General features: G+C 58.8%; 21 protein-coding genes and 1 riboswitch. Of the genes, 7 read left to right on the top strand and 14 right to left on the bottom strand.

The genetic code is table 11. The features are described from left to right. Positions 1-711: 711 nt before the first annotated feature. The 4 genes from ACS1BR_RS00400 to sdhC are packed head-to-tail and all read right to left on the bottom strand — an operon-like array spanning position 712 to position 4,166. On the bottom strand, positions 712-1,497 hold the full coding sequence (locus ACS1BR_RS00400) for a succinate dehydrogenase iron-sulfur subunit (RefSeq protein WP_463559424.1): 786 nt from the start codon (positions 1,495-1,497) through the stop codon (positions 712-714). A 1-nt stretch (position 1,498) separates the two neighbouring features. Then, positions 1,499-3,262, bottom strand: a complete 1,764-nt coding sequence (gene sdhA, locus ACS1BR_RS00395; protein WP_463559423.1) for a succinate dehydrogenase flavoprotein subunit — start codon at positions 3,260-3,262, stop codon at positions 1,499-1,501. A 36-nt stretch (positions 3,263-3,298) separates the two neighbouring features. Next, positions 3,299-3,784 carry a succinate dehydrogenase hydrophobic membrane anchor subunit gene (locus ACS1BR_RS00390; RefSeq protein ID WP_463559422.1) on the bottom strand — a complete coding sequence of 162 codons (486 nt, stop codon included), beginning with the start codon at positions 3,782-3,784 and terminating at the stop codon, positions 3,299-3,301. Between the two features lie 4 nt (positions 3,785-3,788). After that, positions 3,789-4,166 (bottom strand): succinate dehydrogenase, cytochrome b556 subunit, encoded by a 378-nt coding sequence (sdhC, locus tag ACS1BR_RS00385; RefSeq protein ID WP_463559421.1) that lies wholly within the window; start codon positions 4,164-4,166, stop codon positions 3,789-3,791. A 310-nt stretch (positions 4,167-4,476) separates the two neighbouring features. On the opposite strand from sdhC, the gene ACS1BR_RS00380 reads away from it, so the two are divergent. Together ACS1BR_RS00380 and ACS1BR_RS00375 are read left to right on the top strand one after the other, a co-directional pair. After that, entirely contained in the window at positions 4,477-5,586 is a 1,110-nt protein-coding gene (locus ACS1BR_RS00380) for a mannose-1-phosphate guanylyltransferase (RefSeq protein ID WP_463559733.1), read from the top strand. A gap of 82 nt (positions 5,587-5,668) precedes the next feature. Beyond that, entirely contained in the window at positions 5,669-7,000 is a 1,332-nt protein-coding gene (locus ACS1BR_RS00375; RefSeq protein ID WP_463559420.1) for a hypothetical protein, read from the top strand. A 31-nt stretch (positions 7,001-7,031) separates the two neighbouring features. Here the strand turns inward: ACS1BR_RS00375 and ACS1BR_RS00370 are convergent, their stop codons facing one another. From ACS1BR_RS00370 to ACS1BR_RS00360, 3 genes are read right to left on the bottom strand one after another with little or no spacing between them, the layout of a single operon-like run. Further along, on the bottom strand, positions 7,032-7,592 hold the full coding sequence (locus tag ACS1BR_RS00370) for a 2'-5' RNA ligase family protein (protein ID WP_463559419.1): 561 nt from the start codon (positions 7,590-7,592) through the stop codon (positions 7,032-7,034). Between the two features lie 17 nt (positions 7,593-7,609). After that, positions 7,610-8,668: a tryptophan--tRNA ligase gene (gene trpS / locus ACS1BR_RS00365; protein ID WP_463559418.1), complete on the bottom strand. Its 1,059-nt coding sequence runs from the start codon at positions 8,666-8,668 to the stop codon at positions 7,610-7,612. A gap of 9 nt (positions 8,669-8,677) precedes the next feature. Then, positions 8,678-9,127: a hypothetical protein gene (locus ACS1BR_RS00360; protein ID WP_463559416.1), complete on the bottom strand. Its 450-nt coding sequence runs from the start codon at positions 9,125-9,127 to the stop codon at positions 8,678-8,680. A gap of 124 nt (positions 9,128-9,251) precedes the next feature. On the opposite strand from ACS1BR_RS00360, the gene ACS1BR_RS00355 reads away from it, so the two are divergent. Together ACS1BR_RS00355 and ACS1BR_RS00350 are read left to right on the top strand one after the other, a co-directional pair. Continuing rightward, positions 9,252-9,995: a GntR family transcriptional regulator gene (locus ACS1BR_RS00355; protein ID WP_463559415.1), complete on the top strand. Its 744-nt coding sequence runs from the start codon at positions 9,252-9,254 to the stop codon at positions 9,993-9,995. A gap of 106 nt (positions 9,996-10,101) precedes the next feature. After that, the gene (locus ACS1BR_RS00350; protein ID WP_463559414.1) at positions 10,102-10,683 is read left to right on the top strand and encodes a hypothetical protein; all 582 of its coding nucleotides are present in this window, start codon (positions 10,102-10,104) and stop codon (positions 10,681-10,683) included. A gap of 95 nt (positions 10,684-10,778) precedes the next feature. Here ACS1BR_RS00350 and ACS1BR_RS00345 read toward each other — a convergent pair whose 3' ends face one another. Together ACS1BR_RS00345 and glyA are read right to left on the bottom strand one after the other, a co-directional pair. Then, positions 10,779-11,672, bottom strand: coding sequence for a bifunctional methylenetetrahydrofolate dehydrogenase/methenyltetrahydrofolate cyclohydrolase (locus ACS1BR_RS00345; protein ID WP_463559412.1), 894 nt, complete (start codon positions 11,670-11,672; stop codon positions 10,779-10,781). 2 nt (positions 11,673-11,674) lie between these two features. Then, entirely contained in the window at positions 11,675-12,955 is a 1,281-nt protein-coding gene (glyA, locus tag ACS1BR_RS00340) for a serine hydroxymethyltransferase (protein WP_463559411.1), read from the bottom strand. Between the two features lie 490 nt (positions 12,956-13,445). Here glyA and ACS1BR_RS00335 point away from each other — a divergent pair, with 490 nt between their 5' ends. Then, positions 13,446-14,501, top strand: a complete 1,056-nt coding sequence (locus ACS1BR_RS00335; protein WP_463559410.1) for a substrate-binding domain-containing protein — start codon at positions 13,446-13,448, stop codon at positions 14,499-14,501. On the opposite strand, the gene purH is transcribed toward ACS1BR_RS00335, so the two are convergent. Together purH and purN are read right to left on the bottom strand one after the other, a co-directional pair. Beyond that, positions 14,498-16,105, bottom strand: coding sequence for a bifunctional phosphoribosylaminoimidazolecarboxamide formyltransferase/IMP cyclohydrolase (gene purH, locus ACS1BR_RS00330; RefSeq protein WP_463559409.1), 1,608 nt, complete (start codon positions 16,103-16,105; stop codon positions 14,498-14,500). The two genes, ACS1BR_RS00335 and purH, sit on opposite strands and share 4 nt — an antisense overlap. 80 nt (positions 16,106-16,185) lie before the next feature. Next, on the bottom strand, positions 16,186-16,782 hold the full coding sequence (gene purN, locus ACS1BR_RS00325) for a phosphoribosylglycinamide formyltransferase (RefSeq protein ID WP_463559408.1): 597 nt from the start codon (positions 16,780-16,782) through the stop codon (positions 16,186-16,188). A 97-nt stretch (positions 16,783-16,879) separates the two neighbouring features. On the opposite strand from purN, the gene ACS1BR_RS00320 reads away from it, so the two are divergent. Continuing rightward, the gene (locus ACS1BR_RS00320; RefSeq protein ID WP_463559407.1) at positions 16,880-17,302 is read left to right on the top strand and encodes a hypothetical protein; all 423 of its coding nucleotides are present in this window, start codon (positions 16,880-16,882) and stop codon (positions 17,300-17,302) included. Here the strand turns inward: ACS1BR_RS00320 and ACS1BR_RS00315 are convergent, their stop codons facing one another. Beyond that, positions 17,303-18,874 carry a cell division protein PerM gene (locus tag ACS1BR_RS00315; RefSeq protein WP_463559406.1) on the bottom strand — a complete coding sequence of 524 codons (1,572 nt, stop codon included), beginning with the start codon at positions 18,872-18,874 and terminating at the stop codon, positions 17,303-17,305. A gap of 112 nt (positions 18,875-18,986) precedes the next feature. Here ACS1BR_RS00315 and ACS1BR_RS00310 point away from each other — a divergent pair, with 112 nt between their 5' ends. Continuing rightward, a complete protein-coding gene (locus tag ACS1BR_RS00310) occupies positions 18,987-19,763 on the top strand; it encodes an SDR family NAD(P)-dependent oxidoreductase (RefSeq protein WP_463559405.1) in 777 nt (258 codons plus the stop codon). 2 nt (positions 19,764-19,765) lie between these two features. Here the strand turns inward: ACS1BR_RS00310 and ACS1BR_RS00305 are convergent, their stop codons facing one another. Together ACS1BR_RS00305 and ACS1BR_RS00300 are read right to left on the bottom strand one after the other, a co-directional pair. Next, positions 19,766-20,200: a PIN domain-containing protein gene (locus tag ACS1BR_RS00305; RefSeq protein WP_463559404.1), complete on the bottom strand. Its 435-nt coding sequence runs from the start codon at positions 20,198-20,200 to the stop codon at positions 19,766-19,768. Next, a complete protein-coding gene (locus ACS1BR_RS00300) occupies positions 20,197-20,409 on the bottom strand; it encodes a nuclease PIN (protein ID WP_463559403.1) in 213 nt (70 codons plus the stop codon). The genes ACS1BR_RS00305 and ACS1BR_RS00300 overlap by 4 nt, the downstream gene beginning before the upstream one ends. Positions 20,410-20,439: 30 nt before the next feature. Then, a riboswitch (SAM riboswitch) is annotated at positions 20,440-20,582 on the bottom strand. Between the last annotated feature and the right edge of the window lie 181 nt (positions 20,583-20,763).

Below are 20,763 nucleotides of genomic sequence, written 5' to 3'. Positions count from 1 at the left end.
CCTCCCCGGCACGGCGGCCAAAGCGGGCTCCCGCCGTGGAGAACAATACTTGTATCTATCGTACCGACTAGAATAATTCCTTAATAATTCTAAAGTATTGGATAAGACTACATGAGGCTGGAGAATAGAGATTCTCTCCGGTCAAAATCAGAAATTTGTTAGAAAGGGCTCCCAGCGAAGACCAGTTTGCTCGCGAAGAAGCAATATATAGCCCCAGAGCTCCTAGCATAAAATCGCCACTGCAACAACAGCCCATTCTTTCCTAGTAGTTTCGGTGGCGGTTTCCACGATTACCCTCCTTTGCAAAGTAAATGGCAAGAGGAAGAAATACAGCCGAACCGCATATAAAGAAAGCACTCATGGCAAGAAGGATTGAACCTATGCGACCCGAAGAAAAATATATTACTCCAAGTACTATTCCAAGGATTATTCCCGACGTTGACAAAAGAATTACTCGCTTCATGATTCCTCCCAATACATGTCAGGATATAACATATATTGACTACATGATATTTATCGTGAGACACGATAACAAAAGGCAGTTGCTCGATCTTCTCGGCACCCTGATCAAGTCCGTATAGTGGTACTCACAAGGTCTACCAAAAATCAGACCGTCTGCACACCCGCCCTCTGGTATCTACCCAGGGGATAGGCCGGTCACACCGACCACAAGAGGATAAATAAAAGGGCGGGTCTCCCAGACCGGGCTCCCTAGAAAGCGCGGGCGATAATAGCCTGCTTGACCTCCGCTATCGCCCGGGTAATCTCAATACCCCGCGGGCACGCCTCGGTGCAGTTGAAGGTGGTACGGCAACGCCACACGCCCTCCCTGTCATTGAGAATCTCCAGACGCATATCCCCGGCGTCATCGCGAGAATCAAAAATAAAACGGTGCGCATTGACAATGGCGGCAGGCCCAAAATACTGCCCATCGGTCCAGAAGACCGGGCAGGAAGAGGTGCAGGCGGCACACAGAATACACTTGGTGGTGTCATCAAAACGCTCGCGGTCTTCCTGAGACTGGTAGCGCTCCCGCTCCGGCTCGTGACCGTCGTTGACCAAAAAGGGCATGATCTCGCGGTATGCCTGGAAGAAAGGCTCCATATCCACGATAAGATCCTTCTCGCAGGGCAGCCCTTTGATAGGCTCCACGGTAATCGGTTTACCCAGGTCAAGATCCTTGAGCAGGGTTTTACAGGCCAGGCGGTTTCTACCGTTAATACGCATAGCGTCTGAACCGCAGATACCGTGGGCGCAAGACCGGCGGAAGGACAGCGAACCGTCAATTTCCCACTTGATCTTGTGCAGGGCGTCAAGCACACGGTCGGTACCGTACATGCTCAGCCGGTACTCGTCCCAGTGGGCCTCACTCGAAAGTTCGGGGTTATAGCGGCGCACCCGCACGGTCACATCATAGGTTTTAATACCGCCGGCACCGCCCCGCTCAGAAGCTATCTCAACCTTTGATTCCGGTTCGCGTGCTTCAAAATCAGTCATTTTAGTACTTACGCTCCTTCGGCTCATAGCGGGTGAAGATCACGGGTTTAGTATCAAAACGCAACCCCGAGATACCCTCAAACTCTGAATCCGGATCCATATAAACCATCGAGTGCTTCATAAAGTTAACATCATCACGCTTGGGGTAGTCTTCACGAAAATGACCGCCGCGGGACTCCTGCCGGTGCAGGGCGGCCACCGACATCACCTTGGCCAACTCAAGCAGAAAACCCAGCTCCACGGCCTCAAGCAGATCCAGGTTGAACCGTTTGCCCTTATCCTGAATCGAGATGTTCTGATAGCGGGCCTCAAGCTCCTCAATCTTGGCAACAGCCCGGTGAATAGATTCTTCAGTGCGGAAAACCTGCATGTCGGCGTCCATCACGTCCTGTAGCTCTTTGCGGAGCACACCCACCTTTTCAGGACCGCTACCCTCACGCAGCCTAGCCAGTGCAGCCACCGTGTCCTCTGCCGCGTTATCCGGCACCGGCAGAAAATCTGCCTCGGCGGCATACCGGGCGGCGTTGATACCGGCACGTTTACCAAAAACGTTAATATCAAGCAGGGAGTTGGTGCCCAGGCGGTTAGAACCGTGCACAGAGACACAGGCCACCTCACCGGCGGCGTAGAGGCCGGGAATGGTCTCTTCCGAGTTCTCAAAAACCTCAGCCTCAATATTGGTGGGGATACCACCCATGGCGTAGTGGGCCGTGGGGAAAACCGGAACCGGCTCGGTATAGGGCTCCACACCCAGGTAGGTGCGGGCGAACTCGGTAATATCGGGAAGCTTAGCATCAATATGCGCCGGCTCCAGGTGGGTGAGGTCCAGCAGCACATAGTCCTTATTGGGTCCGCAACCGCGCCCCTGGCGCACCTCCTCGGCCATAGACCGAGCCACAATATCTCGCGGGGCAAGGTCTTTAATGGTGGGAGCATAGCGCTCCATAAACCGCTCACCCTCGGAGTTACGCAGAATACCGCCCTCACCGCGGGCAGCCTCGGACACCAGAATCCCCAGCCCGGCCAGACCGGTGGGGTGAAACTGCACAAACTCCATATCCTCAAGCGGAATACCGCGGCGCAGCGCGATCGCCATGCCGTCACCGGTCAGGGTGTGGGCGTTAGAGGTGGTCTTGAAAATCTTGCCGCAGCCGCCGGTGGCAAAAACCACCGACTTCGCCTGAAAGACGTGCACGTCGCCGCTGGCTAGATCGTAGGTGACCACCCCGGCGGGGCGGCGCCTACCGTTTCCATCGTCAACCATCACCAGATCAAGCACATAGTATTCGTTGAAAAACTCCACACTGTGCTTTACGCAATTCTGGTAGAGGGTCTGCAAAATCATGTGTCCGGTGCGGTCAGCCGCATAGCAGGCCCGACGGACCGGCGACTTACCGTGGTCCCGGGTGTGGCCCCCAAAACGGCGCTGGTCTATCCGGCCCTGGGGTGTGCGGTTGAAGGGAAGCCCCATCTTTTCAAGATCAAGCACCGCATCAATTGCCTCCTTGGCCATCACCTCGGCGGCATCCTGGTCCACCAGGTAGTCACCGCCTTTAACGGTGTCGAAGGTGTGCCATTCCCAGTTGTCTTCTTCAACATTGGCCAGGGCCGCGCACATACCTCCCTGGGCCGCCCCAGTGTGGGAGCGGGTGGGATAAAGTTTGGTGAGGACGGCGGTGCGCACCCGACGGCCCGATTCGATGGCCGCGCGCATACCGGCACCACCGGCACCAACAATCACTACATCGTACTTGTGTACCTGCATGGAAAGCTCTTTTCTCAATCGTGTGGACTGTGCCGCTTAGGAGGCCTTGCAGATGGAAGCCAGCAGCTCATCGGGGGCGTTGGCGGGGCAGGGGTCAAAGGTGAAAATCACCAGGGTGCCCACCAGTATGACAAAGGCGGCGGCAATGTAAAGGATGCCTTTGAGCGCGACTCGCGTGCGGTCCTTCTCCGCGTAATCCATAATGATGGTGCGGATACCGTTGGTCCCGTGCAGCATGGCCAGCCACAGCAGCAGCATGTCCCACACCTGCCAAAAGGGATTGGCGAGTTTACCGCCCACAAAACCAAAATCAATGGCGTGCACACCACCCGGTTGCATGAGGTTCACCCAGAGATGACCGAAGATGAGAACCACCAGAAGCACACCGGACACCCGCATAAAGAGCCAGGCGTACATTTCAAAGTTGGTGCGTTGTGACGAGGACCTGTTGTATTTGACCCCGTCGACGGTGGTGTCTTTGCTGCGCGGTACCGCAATTTTTGTTTTAAGAGGGGTAGCCATATTCTTAGCCTCCAAAGACATTTATCAGGTGGCGGATAAGGAAGGGAACCATCACCAGGCCCCAGAGGATCAGCACGCCCCAGAGCATGGCTTTTTGGGTCTTAGCTCCGTCTTTCCAGAAATCAACAAGAATGATGCGGATACCGTTGAAGGCGTGGTAAACGATTGCAGCGACCAGCACCGCCTCCCCCAGCCCCATGATGGGGTTCTTGTACACCTCCATCACCGCGTTGTAGGCTTCGGGCGACACCCGCACCATTGCGGTATCGAGCACGTGCACGAGAAGAAAGAAAAAGATGGCAATACCCGTGATGCGATGAGCCACCCAGGACCACATGCCTTCACGGCCGCGGTAGAGGGTGCCCTTTGAGTTGTTCGGCACTGAATAACCTCCTGGTCCCGTCCGGGGCGAGCCGGTGTATCACAGCGCCTCGGGCGCCCCGTAACGGCATGAAATTGAGTGTTCAACTATGAAAAAGAGTACCAGGTTACATGCACCTTTACTGCTATCGTGAGCGCAGAAAATGACCCCTAATACCCCGCAATTAGGAAATATTTTTGTAGCCATATTGCCTCCAGCCTGCCGGGAAGCGGAACTTTTCCCCCTCCAGCGACCGCCGGGGACACGCTCCCGCGCGAGCGCAGGACACATTTTCCAATTTATGAAGCAAAAAACTGTATTGTATTAGATGATGAAAACTCCACTAGAACGGTTTTATCCGCTTATTCCCGCCGGCGGAGTAGGCTCTCGACTCTGGCCTCTTTCACGGGCCCACGCCCCCAAATTTCTGCTCGATCTCACCGATCAGGGGTCCTCGCTTCTCCGGCAGACCTACGACAGGCTCAAGGACCTCTCCACAGATTCGGTCATGGTGGTGACCGGCGAGGCGCACGCCAACGCCGTCACCCAGCAGATTTCCGAGCTACGCGGTGCCGACCTTGTACTGGAGCCATCACCGCGAGATTCTGCCGCAGCTATCGGGCTAGCCTGCGCCATTCTGCACACCCGCGACAGCGAGGCTATCATTGGGTCTTTTGCCGCCGACCACGTGATCGACCCCGTTGAGGAGTTTCAGAAGATTGTGCGTGAGGCCGTGGAGACCGCCGCCACCGGCAAGATTGTCACCATCGGCATCACCCCCACCGAGCCCTCCACCGCTTTCGGCTACATTCGGGCGACCTCCCCGCTGGGTATAGCGTCCGCGCCGTCGGCCCTCGCCGTCGAATCTTTTGTGGAGAAGCCCGATGCTGAGACCGCCGCCCGGTATCTGGCTTCCGGCGACTACACCTGGAATGCCGGTATGTTTGTGGCTCCTGCCGAGCTGATGCTGGCTCACCTTGCCGCCAATGAGCCGCAGCTTTATGCCGGTATTGAGCAAATTGCCGCGGCCTGGGATACTCCCGCACGCGAGGAGGTCATGCAGTCGGTGTGGCCCACCCTGCCCAAGACCGCTATCGACTATGCCGTAGCCGAACCGGCCGCAGCCGCCGGGGATGTGGCCATGGTACCCGGTTCCTTCAGCTGGGACGATGTGGGTGATTTCGATGCCGTTGCCCGCCTCAATCAGGAAAAAACCGGGGATAAGCTCACTCTTTTAGGGCATAGAGAGAAGATTTCTGAGCACAATTGCTCGGGGATTATTGTGGCTAATTCTCAGCGGCGTGTCTCGGTGATTGGGCTTGAAGATGTGGTGGTGGTTGATACTGACGATGCCCTGCTGGTGACCTCCCGGGCACAGGCCCAGAAGGTTAAAGACACCGTGGGTGAGCTCAAAGAGCTGGGCCTCACCGACCTGCTTTAGCCCGCCGATACTATTCGGTCCGGTGGGGACACAGCCCCGCACCATTATGCAAATGATTCTCATTTGCGTTATATTGGTGGTTATGCACATTCAACACCGTATTTCATCTTTCGCCGCCCTCATGGCGGTTGCCTCCCTCACCCTGGTGGCCTGCGGGGCCAACACCGCCGACAACACCGGCGGTAGCGCCTCCGCCACCGCCTCAGAAACCACAACCGGGGCACCCATCACGGAGGGCTCAACGCTGAGTTCCCGTATAGCGCTCACCTATGACGGCGGCATTATGGTGGTCGATGCCCGCACCATGGAAGTGATCGACACCGTTGAAAAAGATGGCTTTCTCAGGCTCAACCCCTCGGGAGATAACCGGCACATGACCGTCTCTGACGGCAGCAGTTACACGGTCATGGATATGGGGGTGTGGGAACAGCCGCACGGCGATCACAGTCACGTCTACACCACCAAGCCGAGCCTGACCTCCCTATCTTTTGGAGCTGACCACACCGGTCACGTCATCACCGACAACGGCCGTACCGCCATGTTTGCCGATGGCACCGGGACCTTTGAGGTCTATGACCCCACCCAGCTCACCGGCGATAACAACTACACCGCCACCAGTATCCCCACCGAGACTGTCACCCTGGCCAGCCCTCACCACGGCTTTGCTATACCTCTTGACAACAACCGCTACCTGGTGTCCCTGGGGACAGAGGAAGAACGGACCGGCGCCGCTGTCGTTGATGCGCAGGGAAATATTATTGAGCAGAACACCGAGTGTCCGGGAGTCCACGGCGAAGCTATTGCGGCAAACGGTGTCTTTACCGTGGGCTGCCAAGACGGTGCGCTGATCTACCGCGACGGTGCTTTCACCAAGGTATCCAATCCCGAGGATCCCTACTCCCGCTCGGGCAATCAGGCCGGTTCTGCGGACTCCGATGTGGTGCTGGCAGACTATAAAACCGATCGGGACGCCACTCTTGAACGTCCCGAACAGTTTTCACTGATTCACACGTCCACCAATGAGCGGCAGAAAGTACAGCTACCCGAGGGAGTCTCCTACACCTTCCGTTCACTGGCGCGCGGACCCGGTGGTGAGGCCCTTCTTCTCACCACGGACGGAAAACTACGGTTTTACGATCAGAACAGCGGCGAGGAGCTGGGGAATATTGACCTCATGGATGCTTGGGAAGAATCCGAGACCTGGCAGGATCCCCGACCGGCCCTGTGGGTCGACGGCGACGTAGCCTATGTCACCGATCCGGCCTCCAAAAAGCTCATGGCGGTGTCGCTGAAAAATATCGGTAGCGGAAGCGCGGAGAAATTTGCCGAGCTACAGCTACCCGAAACACCCAACGAGATCAGCGGTGTCACCGGCAAAGCTGTCAGCGGAGCCAGGGAGGCCGACTCGCATTAGGTAAAAATCCCCGAGTCAGCGCTGTACAACCTTAGGCGCGTGAGAGTGGGCCCAGCTGCATATGACGCAGGTGGGCCCACTGCCGTCCGTCAAAACTGAAAACCTCTAGCCGGTCAACCGTAAAACTGCCGGTCTCTTTCCCGGCAGACCGAAACTCTTCTAGCGACTGTCTCAGCGCCTCTTCCGGCAGCCGCATAGCCAGGGTGAGGTGAGGGATGTAGGGGAAGGGGGAGACACTTTCCCCCACCTGTTGACGGCACAGCATGTGGAGTTTCTCCAGCTCTTCGGCACCGGTGGCAATACCCAGGTAGGTAACCTGCGAGAGGGGAGAAAAACTTGCCGGCTCCCCCAGCTCCAGCTGAAATGAGGGCTGGGTACGCAGCAGGCTGTCAAGCACACCCAGCGTCTCGGACCGCTGAGGGTCCCGGCAGATCAGTAGCGTAATGTGGCTGTGGATCCCGCTATCCTCCACCCCCCACCGGCGCTGAAAGGCACGAATCCTGTCGCTCAACGCCACCGGGATAGGGGCTGTAATACTGAGATACCGCTGCCCCCCACGCAGGGTGGGGGACCCCTTCTCTACCACGCTCACAGCACCCAGCTCTTCCTCTAGACCCCGGCCGGGCGCATAAAACCGATACGGTCGTAAACGTTGTGCACGGTCACCGAGGCAATGTCTCGGGCTTTTGCCGCGCCCACGGCAAGCAGACGGTCCAGCTCTGCCGGGTCGTCGAGCAGTTCAAGGGCGCGGGCACGGATCGGGGCCAGGGTGTCGGTAACGATCTCCGCCAGGTCAACCTTGAGATGGCCGTACATCTTGCCCTCGTAGTTTTTCTCGATATCGCTTATCCGGTCACCGGTCACCGCGGCGTAGATCGTCAGCAGGTTGGAGATCCCGGCTTTATGTTCGCGATCAAAACGGATCTCGCTGCCGTCGTCGGTCACCGCGGACCTAATTTTTTTGGCGGTTCTCTTGGGGTCCTCAAGCAGCCAGATAATTCCCCTGTCGGACTGCGCCGACTTGCTCATTTTGGATCGCGGGTCTTGGAGGTCGTAGATTTTTGCGGTTTCGCGAAACTGCAGGGGTTCGGGCTCGATAAAGGTGGTGCCGTAGCGGGAGTTGAATCGTTGGGCTAGGGTGCGGGTCAGTTCCAGGTGCTGGCGCTGGTCTTCGCCCACCGGCACGCGGTCTGCCTGGTAGAGGAGGATGTCCGCCGCCATCAGCACCGGGTAGGTGAAGAGACCAACGGTGGTGTTGTCGCTGCCCTGTTTAGCGGATTTGTCTTTGAACTGGGTCATGCGGGCGGCTTCACCGTAGCCGGTGATACAGTTGAGCACCCAGGCTAGCTGGGCGTGCTCGGGTACGTGCGACTGCACAAAGAGCGGAGTTTTTTCGGGGTCGATACCGGCCGCAATATACTGGGCGATCATGGTGCGGGTGCGGGTGCGCAGCTGGTCCGGGTCCTGGGGCACGGTAATGGCGTGCATGTCCGGGATAAAGAAGAAACAGTCGTTGTCCTCCTGCATGGTAACCCAGTTACCCACCGCACCAATATAGTTGCCCAGGTGCAGGGAGTCCGAGGAGGGCTGCGCCCCCGAGAAGGCCCGCGGCCTCCCCCGAGAGGCGTTGGGGATCAAGCTGTGAATACCATCTTTTTCTTCTACCACCGTTTCTCCTTAGTCCTCATCCCTGATATCTTTCAACATGCCCATCCCGTTACGGGCAGTGGTGTTGATGGTGTCGAGGGCGCGATCTATCATCCCCTCGGAGTCCTCTCCTGGATTCTGCCGCTGCTGGGCTATCACCCGAGACTGCACCACAATGATCTGAAAACTGTGCGCCAGCTTGTCGTCAAGCATACTGTTCTCGCGACCGCCATCAGCTGCCGCCCGGAGGTTTTTCTGCGAAGCTGAGATCTGTCTGATTACGATGGCCGCGGTATAGCTGGCTACACCCAGCCAGCCAAGAATAATACCGGCCATGATCCAGCCCAGCATCGACTCCTCGTGCCGTGCCTGAAAAACAGCAAAAATAAAGAGAGCGATAAAAACGAGGCTACCGAGGACTGACCCCGCAACCGCTCTGGATATGGACGGGGTCGAGGCCTGAGGACCGGATGATTGCATAGCTCCCATTATGCCAAAGTCTGGTACCAATTGACGCAGGTCTTTCCTCAACCTGCCAACCCACCCTACCGCTAGCACCCGGTACGGTGAGCGGCAACCGTAAAGAGGTACTAGGATAGGTGTTATGACCCACACCGTACCCCCCGCAGCAGGGTTGGCCCCGCCGCCCGACAAACTCCCCAAATATATTCGGCTGGCCACACACCTCGATACACACTTTGTACGCTCGGGGAAACCCCACGATGTGCTACCCACCGAGCGCAGTCTCCAGGAGTATTTCGGGGTCAGTCGCGATACCGTCCGGCGAGCCATCGGGGTACTTCAGCAGCGCGGTCTGGTCTATAACGTGCAGGGGTCGGGAACATATATTGCCGACCGCTTAACCAATGCTAAAGAACCTCAGCTGATTTCTTTTACCCGGGATATGCAAGCCCGCGGAATGCGTCCGGGAACCTCCACACTCACCTGCCAGCTGGTTGCGGCAAACGTGCGGGTGGCACGAGACCTGGGACTCAAGGAGGGCGCGCACGTAATTGAGATTGTTCGCCTACGCCGGGCAGACGGGGCACCCATCGCCTACGAGACAGCGCATTTTCTACCGGCCGCTTTTGCGCACATGGAGCCGGAGACCAGCACCTCTCTCGACGCACAGCTGACCCGCAGCGGCTACCGTATTGAAAAATCTGTGCAGCGGATAGCGGCAACCAATCTCACCTCAACCGAGGCGAAATATTTGGCGGTTCCGCAGGCATCTGCCGCCCTGGTAGTCGAGCGTGTCGGCTACACCGCACGCGGGCAGGCCGTGGAGAGCACGTCTGCCCTCTACCGGGCTGACCGCTACGACTTTTTAGTGGAATTAAACCGATAATATATAACCGGTTTTATTAAAGATATATGATATTATCTTGCCTGCACGATGATTGAATGTATCATCCCTCAAGCTTCCCCCGATACCCGCTTTTTTGGAGATACACATGGCCCCAGAGAAAATATCCCGCAGAAACATCGCAAAAGGTGCCGCTTGGGCTGCCCCGATTACTCTCGCCGCAGCCACGGTACCCGCCTACGCCGCATCCACGCCCTTTACCGGACTCAACGGCTGGGTGGGCATCGGGAAAGTCTGCGGTTTTAACGGCACCTACGACTATATCCGGCTCGACGGCAGGGGCACCTACCCCACCCGCGGACTGTGGGTTGAAAACGCCAGCGCAGACACCGTGATTACCAACGCCGCACTGACCATCTACCTCCCCTCGTCTTTCGGTACGGTCACCTGGACCGACGGAGGCGGGTCCGGCGCCTGGACCGTACCCACCGTGGATACCGGTGCTCCCCCGCAACCTGCCACCATAGCCTACACCACGAGGTACACGGGTACCTGGACTTTTGACAGCCAAAACTCTGTCATGCTATCGAACAGTTCACCGTATTTCTTCTCCTCCTCCGCCTACGGCGACGGCCGATGCACCCAGGCACCCAACTTTAACGCCTACTCGCTCAGGCGCGTCACCATCAACGGCCGCGACTACAATATCAGCAGGCAGATTCGCCTCTAACCGCTGCCACTGCACATCTAAAATTTTTGCCGCGAAAAAATATTTTTTCGCGGCAAAAATTTTATCCGGCTTTGGCCGGGGCTACCCTCTCGCGGCTACACCCCGGGTAGAGGCTCCAGGGCCCGCTCAGCAGCTTCCACCACGTTCACCAGAAGCATCGCCCGGGTCATGGGCCCCACACCGCCCGGGTTAGGGGAAACCCAGCTAGCCTTCCGAGCAGCCTCGGGGCTAATATCGCCGGTCAGTTTCTTCTGGCCGGTCTCGGGATCCTCAACCCGAGAGACCCCCACATCGAGCAAAATTGCGCCCTCTTTCACCCAATCTTCCCGCACAATATAGGGCTGACCCACCGCGGCCACCACAATATCGGCCTGCCTCAGAGCGGAGTCAATATCAGCGGTTCCCGTATGCACCAGGGTGGGAGTTGCGTTAACATTCTTACGGGTCAAAAGCAGCCCCAGCGGCCGCCCCACGGTAACACCGCGACCAAAAACCGCCACGGTTTTACCCGACCAGTCAATACCGTGGCGCTCCACCAGCTCAATAATGCCGTTGGGGGTACACGGCAGGGGGGAATCCAGGTCTCCCCCCGTATTCAGCACCAGTCTGCCCAGGTTAGTGGGGTGCAAACCGTCGGCATCTTTGGCCGGGTCGATCCTCTCCAAAATCCGGTTGGTATCAAGATGACCGGGTAGCGGCAACTGCACAATATAGCCGGTGCAGGAAGGATCGGCGTTCAGCTCATCGATCACCGCCTCCAATTCCCGCTGCGAAATGGTGGCGGGCAAATCCCTGCGAATAGAGGCTATCCCCACCTGGGCACAGTCCCGGTGCTTACCGGCAACGTAGGAGTGCGAGGCGGGGTCGTCCCCCACCAGCACCGTACCCAAGCCAGGCGTTACCCCGCGGGCCGCCAGAGCAGCAACACGTTCGGCCAGCTCAGCCTTAATGGTGGCGGCAGTAGCCTTACCGTCTAGAATTTTGGACATAATTACCACTCCTCGATTCCACTATAGAGAGGGAAGCGCTCGCACAGGGCAGAGGTGCGAGCGCGAAGAGCCTCAAGGTCGGCTCCGGGTTTAAGGGTCTCAGCAATAATGTCTGCCACCTCGACAAAAGCTTCCGCATCAAAACCGCGGGTGGCCAGCGCCGGGGTTCCAATCCGCAGCCCCGAAGTGACCATCGGGGGCCGGGGATCGTTGGGCACCGCGTTGCGGTTGACGGTAATCCCCACCTCGTGAAGCAGATCCTCAGCCTGTTTTCCGTTAAGGTGGGAGTCACGCAGATCAACCAGCACCAGGTGCACATCGGTGCCCCCCGAGATAAGACGCACACCGGACTCGGCAACATCGTCACGTAGCAGACGCTCAGCCAGGATTTTTGCCCCCTCAAGCGTGCGCCTCTGCCGATCGACAAACCCCGCACCGGAAGCAATCTTGAACGCGGTAGCCTTGGCGGCGATCACGTGCATGAGAGGTCCACCCTGCTGGCCGGGAAAAACCGCGGAGTCAATCTTTTTCTTGAGCTCCTCCGTGCACAGTATAAAGCCCGAGCGGGGGCCACCGATCGTCTTGTGCACGGTGGAAGAAACAACGTGCGCGTGCGGCACCGGACTGGGGTGAAGGCCGGCGGCCACCAGCCCGGCAAAGTGCGCCATATCAACCCAGAGATAGGCGCCCACCTCGTCGGCAATATCGCGGAAACGCGCAAAATCCAGCTGGCGGGTGTAGGCCGACCAGCCGGCGACAATCACCCGGGGCTTCTCCCGCAGGGCCAGTTGCCGCACCCGGTCCATATCCACATGCCCGGTACTCTCATCGACACCGTAGGCGACAATCGTGTACAGCTTACCCGAGACATTGAGCTTCATACCGTGGGTCAGGTGCCCCCCGTGGGCCAGTGAGAGACCCATCAGGGTATCGCCGGGCTCCATCAGGGCCTGCATCACCGCGGTGTTGGCCTGCGCACCCGAATGCGACTGCACGTTGGCGTGCTCGGCCCCAAAAAGTTTTTTAGCACGCTCGATAGCCAGGGACTCAACAATATCCACGTACTCACAGCCACCGTAATAGCGGCGGCCTGGGTAACCCTCAGCATATTTATTGGTGAGTACCGACCCCTGGGCCTCCAGCACCGCCCGCGGAACAAAGTTCTCGGAGGCAATCATCTCCAGGGTATTTTGCTGGCGCTTCTGCTCCAGTTCAATGGCTTCGGCGACCTCGGGGTCAACGTCTGCCAGGGGTAAATTCATGACGGACTCTGTCGATGTCATGCAAACTCCTTCCGGGGTATCGGTGGCGCGGCATCGGGCACGCGGCAGTCGTGGCTAGATGATCGTGGCAAGATCCAGGCACTGCTAGGCTCAATTTTATGTGACCATTATCTATAGTGGCACTATTTGCTCACGCCACACCTACAAATCGCCGACGCCACCGGGCAAAGATACAACCGGGCGGTCTTCCCACCCAAAGATATACAGGTCGCAACCTCTGCGGGGCAAGCAGAGACATCACCGAAGATAGGGTCAACTATCCATCGTTATGCAGCAAACAGCCCTTTACCGCGTGTCCAATGTAGCCATAACTGCAGTCCCGCCCGTACCCATAAGACCACCCTTCAGCCAGCTATTGGCCACCAAACATTGGTAAACTTAACCCTACATTTATGCACAGAAAGAACAGACCTAGTCGCAGGAGATCTGAGTTTTTCGACCACGCACGTAATCACACACCTTTAACCTTATAAGCGCGAAAGGGCACAACATGGGGACTGCTCAATCGCGCCGTGAAGCGAGGGAAGCCCACCGGAAGAAAACTATCCGCAGGCGAATCGCTATCGGCGGCGCCAGCACCATCCTCCTCATCGGGAGTGTGCTGGTCTATATTCTGACCTGGCAGGCACCTGCCGACAACACGGCCCAAGCCATTCCAAGCTCCTGCGACACCACCCGCCGTGTCACCGTGGAAACCACCAAAATTATGGCCGAGGTACTCGACGACATTCCCGTCGATTCTTCCGACTGTATTGTGTTATCCATCTCCACGGAAGAGAGGGCGCACAGAACCGCCAACAATATCATCAGCGGCAGGTCCGCCCCCAACCTGTGGATCCCGGATTCCTCCATTCGCGCAGAACTAGCGCTGTCCGGCGAAGCAAACGTGATCACCAGGGCGGAATCACTGGCCCAAACCCCCGGAATCATAGTCAGCAAGCACGACGCCGCCGAGGCCGAAACCTGGAACCTTGCCCTGAACGACACCGAAAATATTGATACGGGTGACCCCCTCACAGACTCCGGTTCCTTCATCGCCCTGATCAACGCCACCGCCGAGGTGGACACTGGCCAGGCAGACGCCCAAACCCTCAGCGCCACCACCGCTGCCAGAGCCGAAGAACTCGCCACGGCCTCCCCCGCAAAAACCACCGAGCAGATGATTGAGGGGGTCGCCACCGGCACCGTAGAGGCCGCACTGGTGACCGAGGCAAACTACTCCCGCTACCTGGCCGACCACAGCGGCGAAAAAATCAGGGCCTACGTGCCCGCATCGGGAACCGGGGTGCTCAACTACCCCATGTACCAGCCCACCTCAACCAGTCAGGCTAACAGAACGGTGGAGTTAGCCGCCGAAAAAATTAGCACCTACCTGGCATCAGAGACAGGCCAGCAGGCACTCACCGATGCCGGGCTGCGCACCCCCGATGGGGCCCGGACACCCGAACACTCTATCGGCGACTTCACCCCGCTTCATACCCGAGACCCCGAACTGCTCACCACCGTGTGGGGTTTCTATCTGAGACAGGACGGGCAGAACAGCTAGTGGGAGAAGTGGCGGGCACCGGTGGTATACATGGTCACCCCTGCCGCGGCAGCTGCCGCGATTACTTCCTCATCTCGAATCGACCCGCCCGGCTGCACCACGGCACGGACCCCGGCATCAAGCAGCACCTGCAGGCCGTCCGCGAAGGGGAAGAAAGCGTCTGAGGCAGCCACCGCACCGCGCGCCCGCTGCACACCGTTAGCTAGGGTGTTCGCCCGCTGGACTGCGAGCTTACACGAGTCAACCCGGTTGACCTGCCCCATCCCGATCCCCACGGATGCTCCCTCGTGAGCCAGCACAATACCGTTAGATTTTGTTGCCCGCAGCGCCCGCCAGGCGAATTCAAGATCGGCGAGGGTCTGCCGGTCTGCGGGTGCGCCTGCGACCAGCGTCCAGTTGGTGGCACTGTCACCGTCGGCTGTGAGCCGGTCTGCCTCTTGAAAGAGCGCACCGCCTGAAACCGCACGGTACTCTAGCGGCTCCAGGGCAAAATCCGGGGGCAGAAGGAGAATACGCAGATTTTTCTTACCCTCCAGCAGGGTGAGAGCTTCTGCCGAGTAGGCCGGGGCCACTATCACCTCGGTGAAAACATCCCTCACAGCTTCAGCCATACCCGCGGTGACTTCGCGGTTAGCCGCGATCACCCCACCGTAGGCTGACAGGGGGTCGCAGGCATGTGCCCTGGTGTAGGCATCGGCGATCTTGTCCGGGGCTCCCTCGGCTGCCACCGCAATACCGCAGGGGTTGTTGTGCTTGACGATGGCAACAGTTGGCTGCTCAAAATCGTAGGCGGCCCGTAGCGCGGAGTCTGCATCGACATAGTTGTTATAGCTCATCGCTTTTCCGGAGAGCTGCTCGGCCTGGGCAATGCCGGGTTGAGCGCCCGTATCAGCGTAGAGTGCTGCCCGCTGATGCGGGTTTTCGCCGTAGCGCAACGTCTCAGAGCGCTCAAAGGTGAGACCGGCAAAAGGCGGCCAGTAGTTTGCCTGCTCGTCACGATTGAACTGGGCCGCAGTCCAGGTGGCCACGGCTGTGTCGTAGGCGGCAGTGTGGGCAAAGGCTTCTGCGGCCAGGCGGCGACGCGCGTCGAGACTGAAACCACCGTCTGCGGCGGCGGCCACCGTCTGATCGTAGTGGCGAGGGTCAACCACCACCGCCACCGTATCGTGGTTTTTAGCGGCGGCCCGAACCATTGAAGGCCCGCCAATATCAATTTTTTCGATCACCGCGTCTTGCCCCGCGCCCGAGGCAACGGTCTGTGAGAAGGGGTAGAGGTTGACCACCACCAGGTCGAAAGGCTCAATCTCCAGCTCTTTGAGGGTGTCAAGGTGCTTGGGTTTACGGCGGTCGGCAAGGATACCGGCGTGAACGTGCGGGTGCAGGGTTTTCACGCGGCCCTCAAGACATTCGGGAAAGCCGGTGAGGTCTGATACTTCCGTAACCGGGATCCCGGCATCGGCAATCACCTGAGCGGTTGACCCGGTGGAAACAATACTCACCCCGGCCCGGTGAAGGCCGCGCGCCAGTTCTTGTAGTCCAGTTTTATCGTAGACAGAGATCAGTGCGCGTTTGACAGGCACACGGTCGTGTTCGGTGGAACTCACGGGTACTCCAATTCTTTTGTGCCCCTGGGGGCGATGATAGACGGTGTTGTGCTGGGCCGGTCAGCACCGGCGGTACCGGGTCAGCTCGTGTTTATCTGCCCCCGGCGAGAAATGCTACTAGCTTTCCCCAGCCGCGCTATGGTGTCAACCAGCAGGTGACGTTCTTTGATTTTTATACGCTGGTGCAGGCTCTCTTCGGTGTCGTCGGCGGCAACATCTACCGCCGCCTGAGCGAGAATAGGGCCGGTATCAACCCCCGAGTCAACACAGTGCACGGTTGCACCGGTAATTTTTACGCCGTAGGACAGGGCGTCCCGTACACCGTGGGCACCGGGAAAAGACGGTAGCAGCGCGGGGTGGGTGTTGATAATCCGGTGTTCAAACCTGGCCACCAGCTCCGCATCCACAATACGCATAAACCCGGCAAAAATAATGTAGTCGGGGTTGTATGAGGCAATTTTTTCTTCGAGGGCTCGATTCCAGTCACCGCGGGTGCGAAAACCCCGGGGCTCCACCAGAAAGGTAACGATACCGGCGGCCTGCGCCCGCTCGATACCGGTGCAGGGCTTATCCGCTCCCACCGCCACCACCTCAGCCTCCAGCGCACCGGCATCGGCCGCGTCAAGGATCGCTTGCAGGTTTGTTCCAGACCCAGAGACCATCACAAGTATGCGCATAGAGAGAAGTCTACCGTTTCGTTCTCTTTCCGCCCATCACCCCACCGTACCGTGCGCTGGGCGGGACAAACCTGATAAAACGGGTATCCTAATGTCTATGTCTTCTCAACTCACCGAAGCCCAGGGCACCGACCGGTCAGCGCTTCACGCGCAGGAAAAAGTCCGTATCTTGACCCGGCTGCTGATCGGCGCGTCGGTGATTGGGTTTGTACTGCTCATGTACCCCGGCTGGTTTATTGCTTTTTCCCTGCTTTTTCTGCTGCTGGGTCTTGGCTGCGGGATCGCTGCTCTTGCCACTATGCCCCGTGCCGGCAGCGGCCCCTTCGACTATGTGCTCATAAGTTGCCTGCTTCTGGCTGTGCTGCTGATGTCTCTCAACGCCGGGGTGCAGCTTATCTTTATCAACCAGGTCAACGCCTACTCTGACTGTCTGAACAGTGCCCTCACGGTGAGCCGTCAGCAGCAGTGCCGCCAGCAGTTCCAAGACGATTTTCTGGGCGGTTTCCTCCCCGGCCAGTAGCTACCGTGCCGCGGTGTTTCGCCCCGGTCCTTTTTTCGACCGGGGACGCCTGATCACCCGGCCCCGGCTGAGCTTGGGCTTGCTCGGGTCCTGTTCCTCTTCACCGGTCTGCTGTAGGGCTTCGCCGTTTTCCCGTCGCGGTTCGGAGTCCGTGCCGGACTCGGCAAGAGCGATAACGGGGGTCTCGCGTTTCGGTGCGGTCTCGGGCTGTTTGGTCTTGGGTTCTTTCTCGTTCTTGTGTACCCGTGCGGTGTCGCGGTCTGTAAACCGGTCCGGTTCTTCCCCGGTGTCCCGCTCAATCAGCGGAGCCACCGCCGACCCCGCAACCACTCCCAGGGCCACCCACAGGGCAGAGAAGAGGGCAAAGATGAGCGGGTCTGCCCCTATCTCGGTAAATCTGCCCACCCCCAGCGAGCCGCGGGAAAACCAGCCCAGCATGGCACACCACGCCCCGCTGAGCGCCCCGATTGACACTGCCAGGCAGAGGGTAGATATCGGCCAGGAGATCCAGCGCAGCCGAATCTTGAGCGAAACCCACTCGTCGAGGTGGTTTTCTCCGGCACGGAAAAACCACCAGCCGGCGAGCGCACCGGAGCAGATGGGAACCAACAGAGCCAGGTAGGAGAAGGGCTGCACCGGGTAGGGCATGGCACCCAGAACGGGGAGGTTGGGTAAGGCGCCCAGGTCACTGATGTGGAGGTTGGCTACGGTACCCCGGCCAAAGGAGAACCCGGCTCCGGTGCTCCACGCCATTGCCCACACCACCAGGTTGGGCACAAAGCCCAGCTGGAGCAGGGTGATTGCCGTATCGCCGATACCGCCGGCGTGCAGGCTCTGGTAGAGGGCAAGAATATCGTTCCAGTTATAGAACACGGTTGCGGTAAAAAGTAGGGCGCCCCCGGCTACCAGGCAGAGAAATGCAACAAGTGATGATCTCACCAGGGCCCAGAGGTAGGATCCGGCCCATCGCGAATACTGGCTAAACTGCGAGACCCACTGGGCGGCGTTGACACCGATCATACGCGGCAGAGACCGCGACTCGTACCAGCCTCCCGCTATCAGACCGGCACACACGATACCGCAGGGTATGAGGGCTGCCAGGAGTGGGCTGGTTGAGACGGTTGCTGTTGAGGTGGCCAGACTGAGCGCCGCCGAAACCAGCGCATAGGTGAGGGTGCCGGCCACCGTGGGTACCCAAAACTCTCCTTCGTACGATGCCCGCGCCAGGCGGCGGCCCGACCTGAAACACAGGGCCAGCGGAATGAGGGTGAGCCCCAGCGGGGTCAAACTGATAGTGCCCGAGACCGCGGCGAACCCCCCGGACGCCGGGATACGCAGGGCCAGGGGTACCCCGTGGATCAGCTGCCAGATCTGTGCAGAAAGGCTCACCAGACTGGCCGGGTTTTGGTCATCGAACCCGCCGGCAAACCAGACAGCCATGAGCAGCACAAATACGGCGAGGAAAGCGTAGGTGGCTGTCAGGAACAGTTCGAGTGCGCCCTGTAACCAGAGCGGCATGGGCGCCGGGCGACGAACGGTGCGGGGGTCTGAGGGATTGGTGCTGGTTTTCATCGTCTTTATCTTGTCATGAACGGGGCGCTCACTAAACCGACCGGGGCCCTATACTCGCAAAAATATGGGTGATATTGTCTCGGCCCCGGTATGTGCGCCTAAACTTGTGAGCATGGTTTCTTTCGCTTCTTCTTTTGTGCTTGTTACCGGAGCCTCGTCCGGTATCGGTGCGGAGTTTGCCCGCCAGTATGCTGCGGCCGGTTACTCCGTGGTTCTTTCTGCCCGCAACCGGCAGAAGCTGGAAGCCTTGGCCGGACAGCTCAGACACAGGTTCGGTGTGGAGGCTGAGGTGCTAGTGGCTGACCTTCTCGACCCGGATGACCTGTCCACGGTACAGGAGAGGCTCAAACAGAGTGAACTGCCGGTGGAGATACTGGTCAACAATGCCGGGTTTGGGTTGGGGCAGTCTTTTGATCGGGCGCCTCTTGAGCGGCACCTGGCCCAGGTGGATGTGCTTGCCAGGGCCCCGCTTGCTCTCATGCACACAGCTATCGTTGCCATGCTAGCCCGCGGCGGGGGAAAGATCGTGAATGTGGCTTCGGTTGCCGCGTTCACGCCCGGTGGCACGTACTCGGCGGTAAAGCGGTTTGTGGTGTCGATCAGTGAGTCCGCCAATTTTCAATACGGTGCCAGAGGCATAGCGGTAACGGCCCTCTGCCCCGGCCTTACCCGCTCTGATTTTCACCAAAATATGGGGGTGGAGGAGCCCCGCCTACCGGGATTTTTGTTTCTTGAACCCCGCCGGGTAGTGCGGGAGGCCATCGCGGCCAATGGTGCGGGAAAGGCCCTGGTGGTGCCGTCGCTTCCCTATAAGGTTTTGGTGGCTGCCTCCCGTCTGCTGCCGAGCAGGCTGGTGGGCAGGATTATTTCGCGTACCCGCGACTACTAGGATCAGTCATCGACGAAGGGGTTGCTGGCCTGCACCCCCCACTGCCGGTAGATTTCTGCTTTAGACGAGATGATTTCAAGTTTGTGCACGGCGGCCGTTGCACCCATCAGCCCCTCAAGCGCGGCGGTGGGTAGCGCCCTACTCCCGGCCCCCGGTGCACGAGCACCGCTACCGGCCTGCCTTCCCGCCCATTCAAGCGTTACGCTGCTGTCTATCTCAAGCACATGGTTGCCAAAGCGGTCCAACAGTTCTGTGAGCCAACGGTCGGTTTCGGGGTAGGGGTAGAGGTTTTTAAGTTCGCCGAGGCTGAGCACCGAGATATAGAAGGTGCGGAAAGATCGGCGGCGCAAAAAGGCAAGTACCCGCGGGTCCGGGTCTGCTCGGCGGATTTCGGCGAGAATATCGGAGTCGAGCAGCAGGCCCTTGCTGGGATTCATGCGGCTTTCAATAGACCCACGGTGGCCGTTTCTACCGCCGGTATCCCGGTGGGGTTGGGCATGAGAAGAAAGTTCAGGAATTCAGAACGCTGGTTGGATATACGGGTGTAGTCCTGGATGCTGATAGCCGAATACCCCCCGCGGGCAGGAACAGCTGCCGCTTGCAGGCTTTTTTGGATGGTTTCGTTGGGGCGAGCAGTGGTTGTCATATCCACACCGCGCTTTCGCGCATTCCTTTCGATGTGCTCTTGCCTGTACCAGCCTGCGTTGGTAACAAACGCGCTATCAACGCGAATACAGACCGCTTCGTCATCCGAGCCACCCGTGAACATGGGGTTGGCGTTCAACCAAAGTCGGAGCTTGTCAGTTGAAACTCTTGAAGCTGATAACAACAATAACGCACCCGGCCAGATTTACAAACAGTTTTTTCACATTTCTTCATATAGTGGACTCCAGCGTGAGCGACGACGGGCCCCACCGTGGCGGCGGGTCCACCGGCTCAGGCCCCGTTGGCTTCCAGCGAATCGCCGCGGGCTCTGTGCCCCTCCCCCTGCTAGGCTGGT

The organism is Rothia sp. 18CD1-1 (assembly GCF_055285355.1).
The sequence above is the reverse complement of the archived record's forward strand: the minus strand, read 5'-3'. Positions and strand labels throughout refer to the sequence as shown.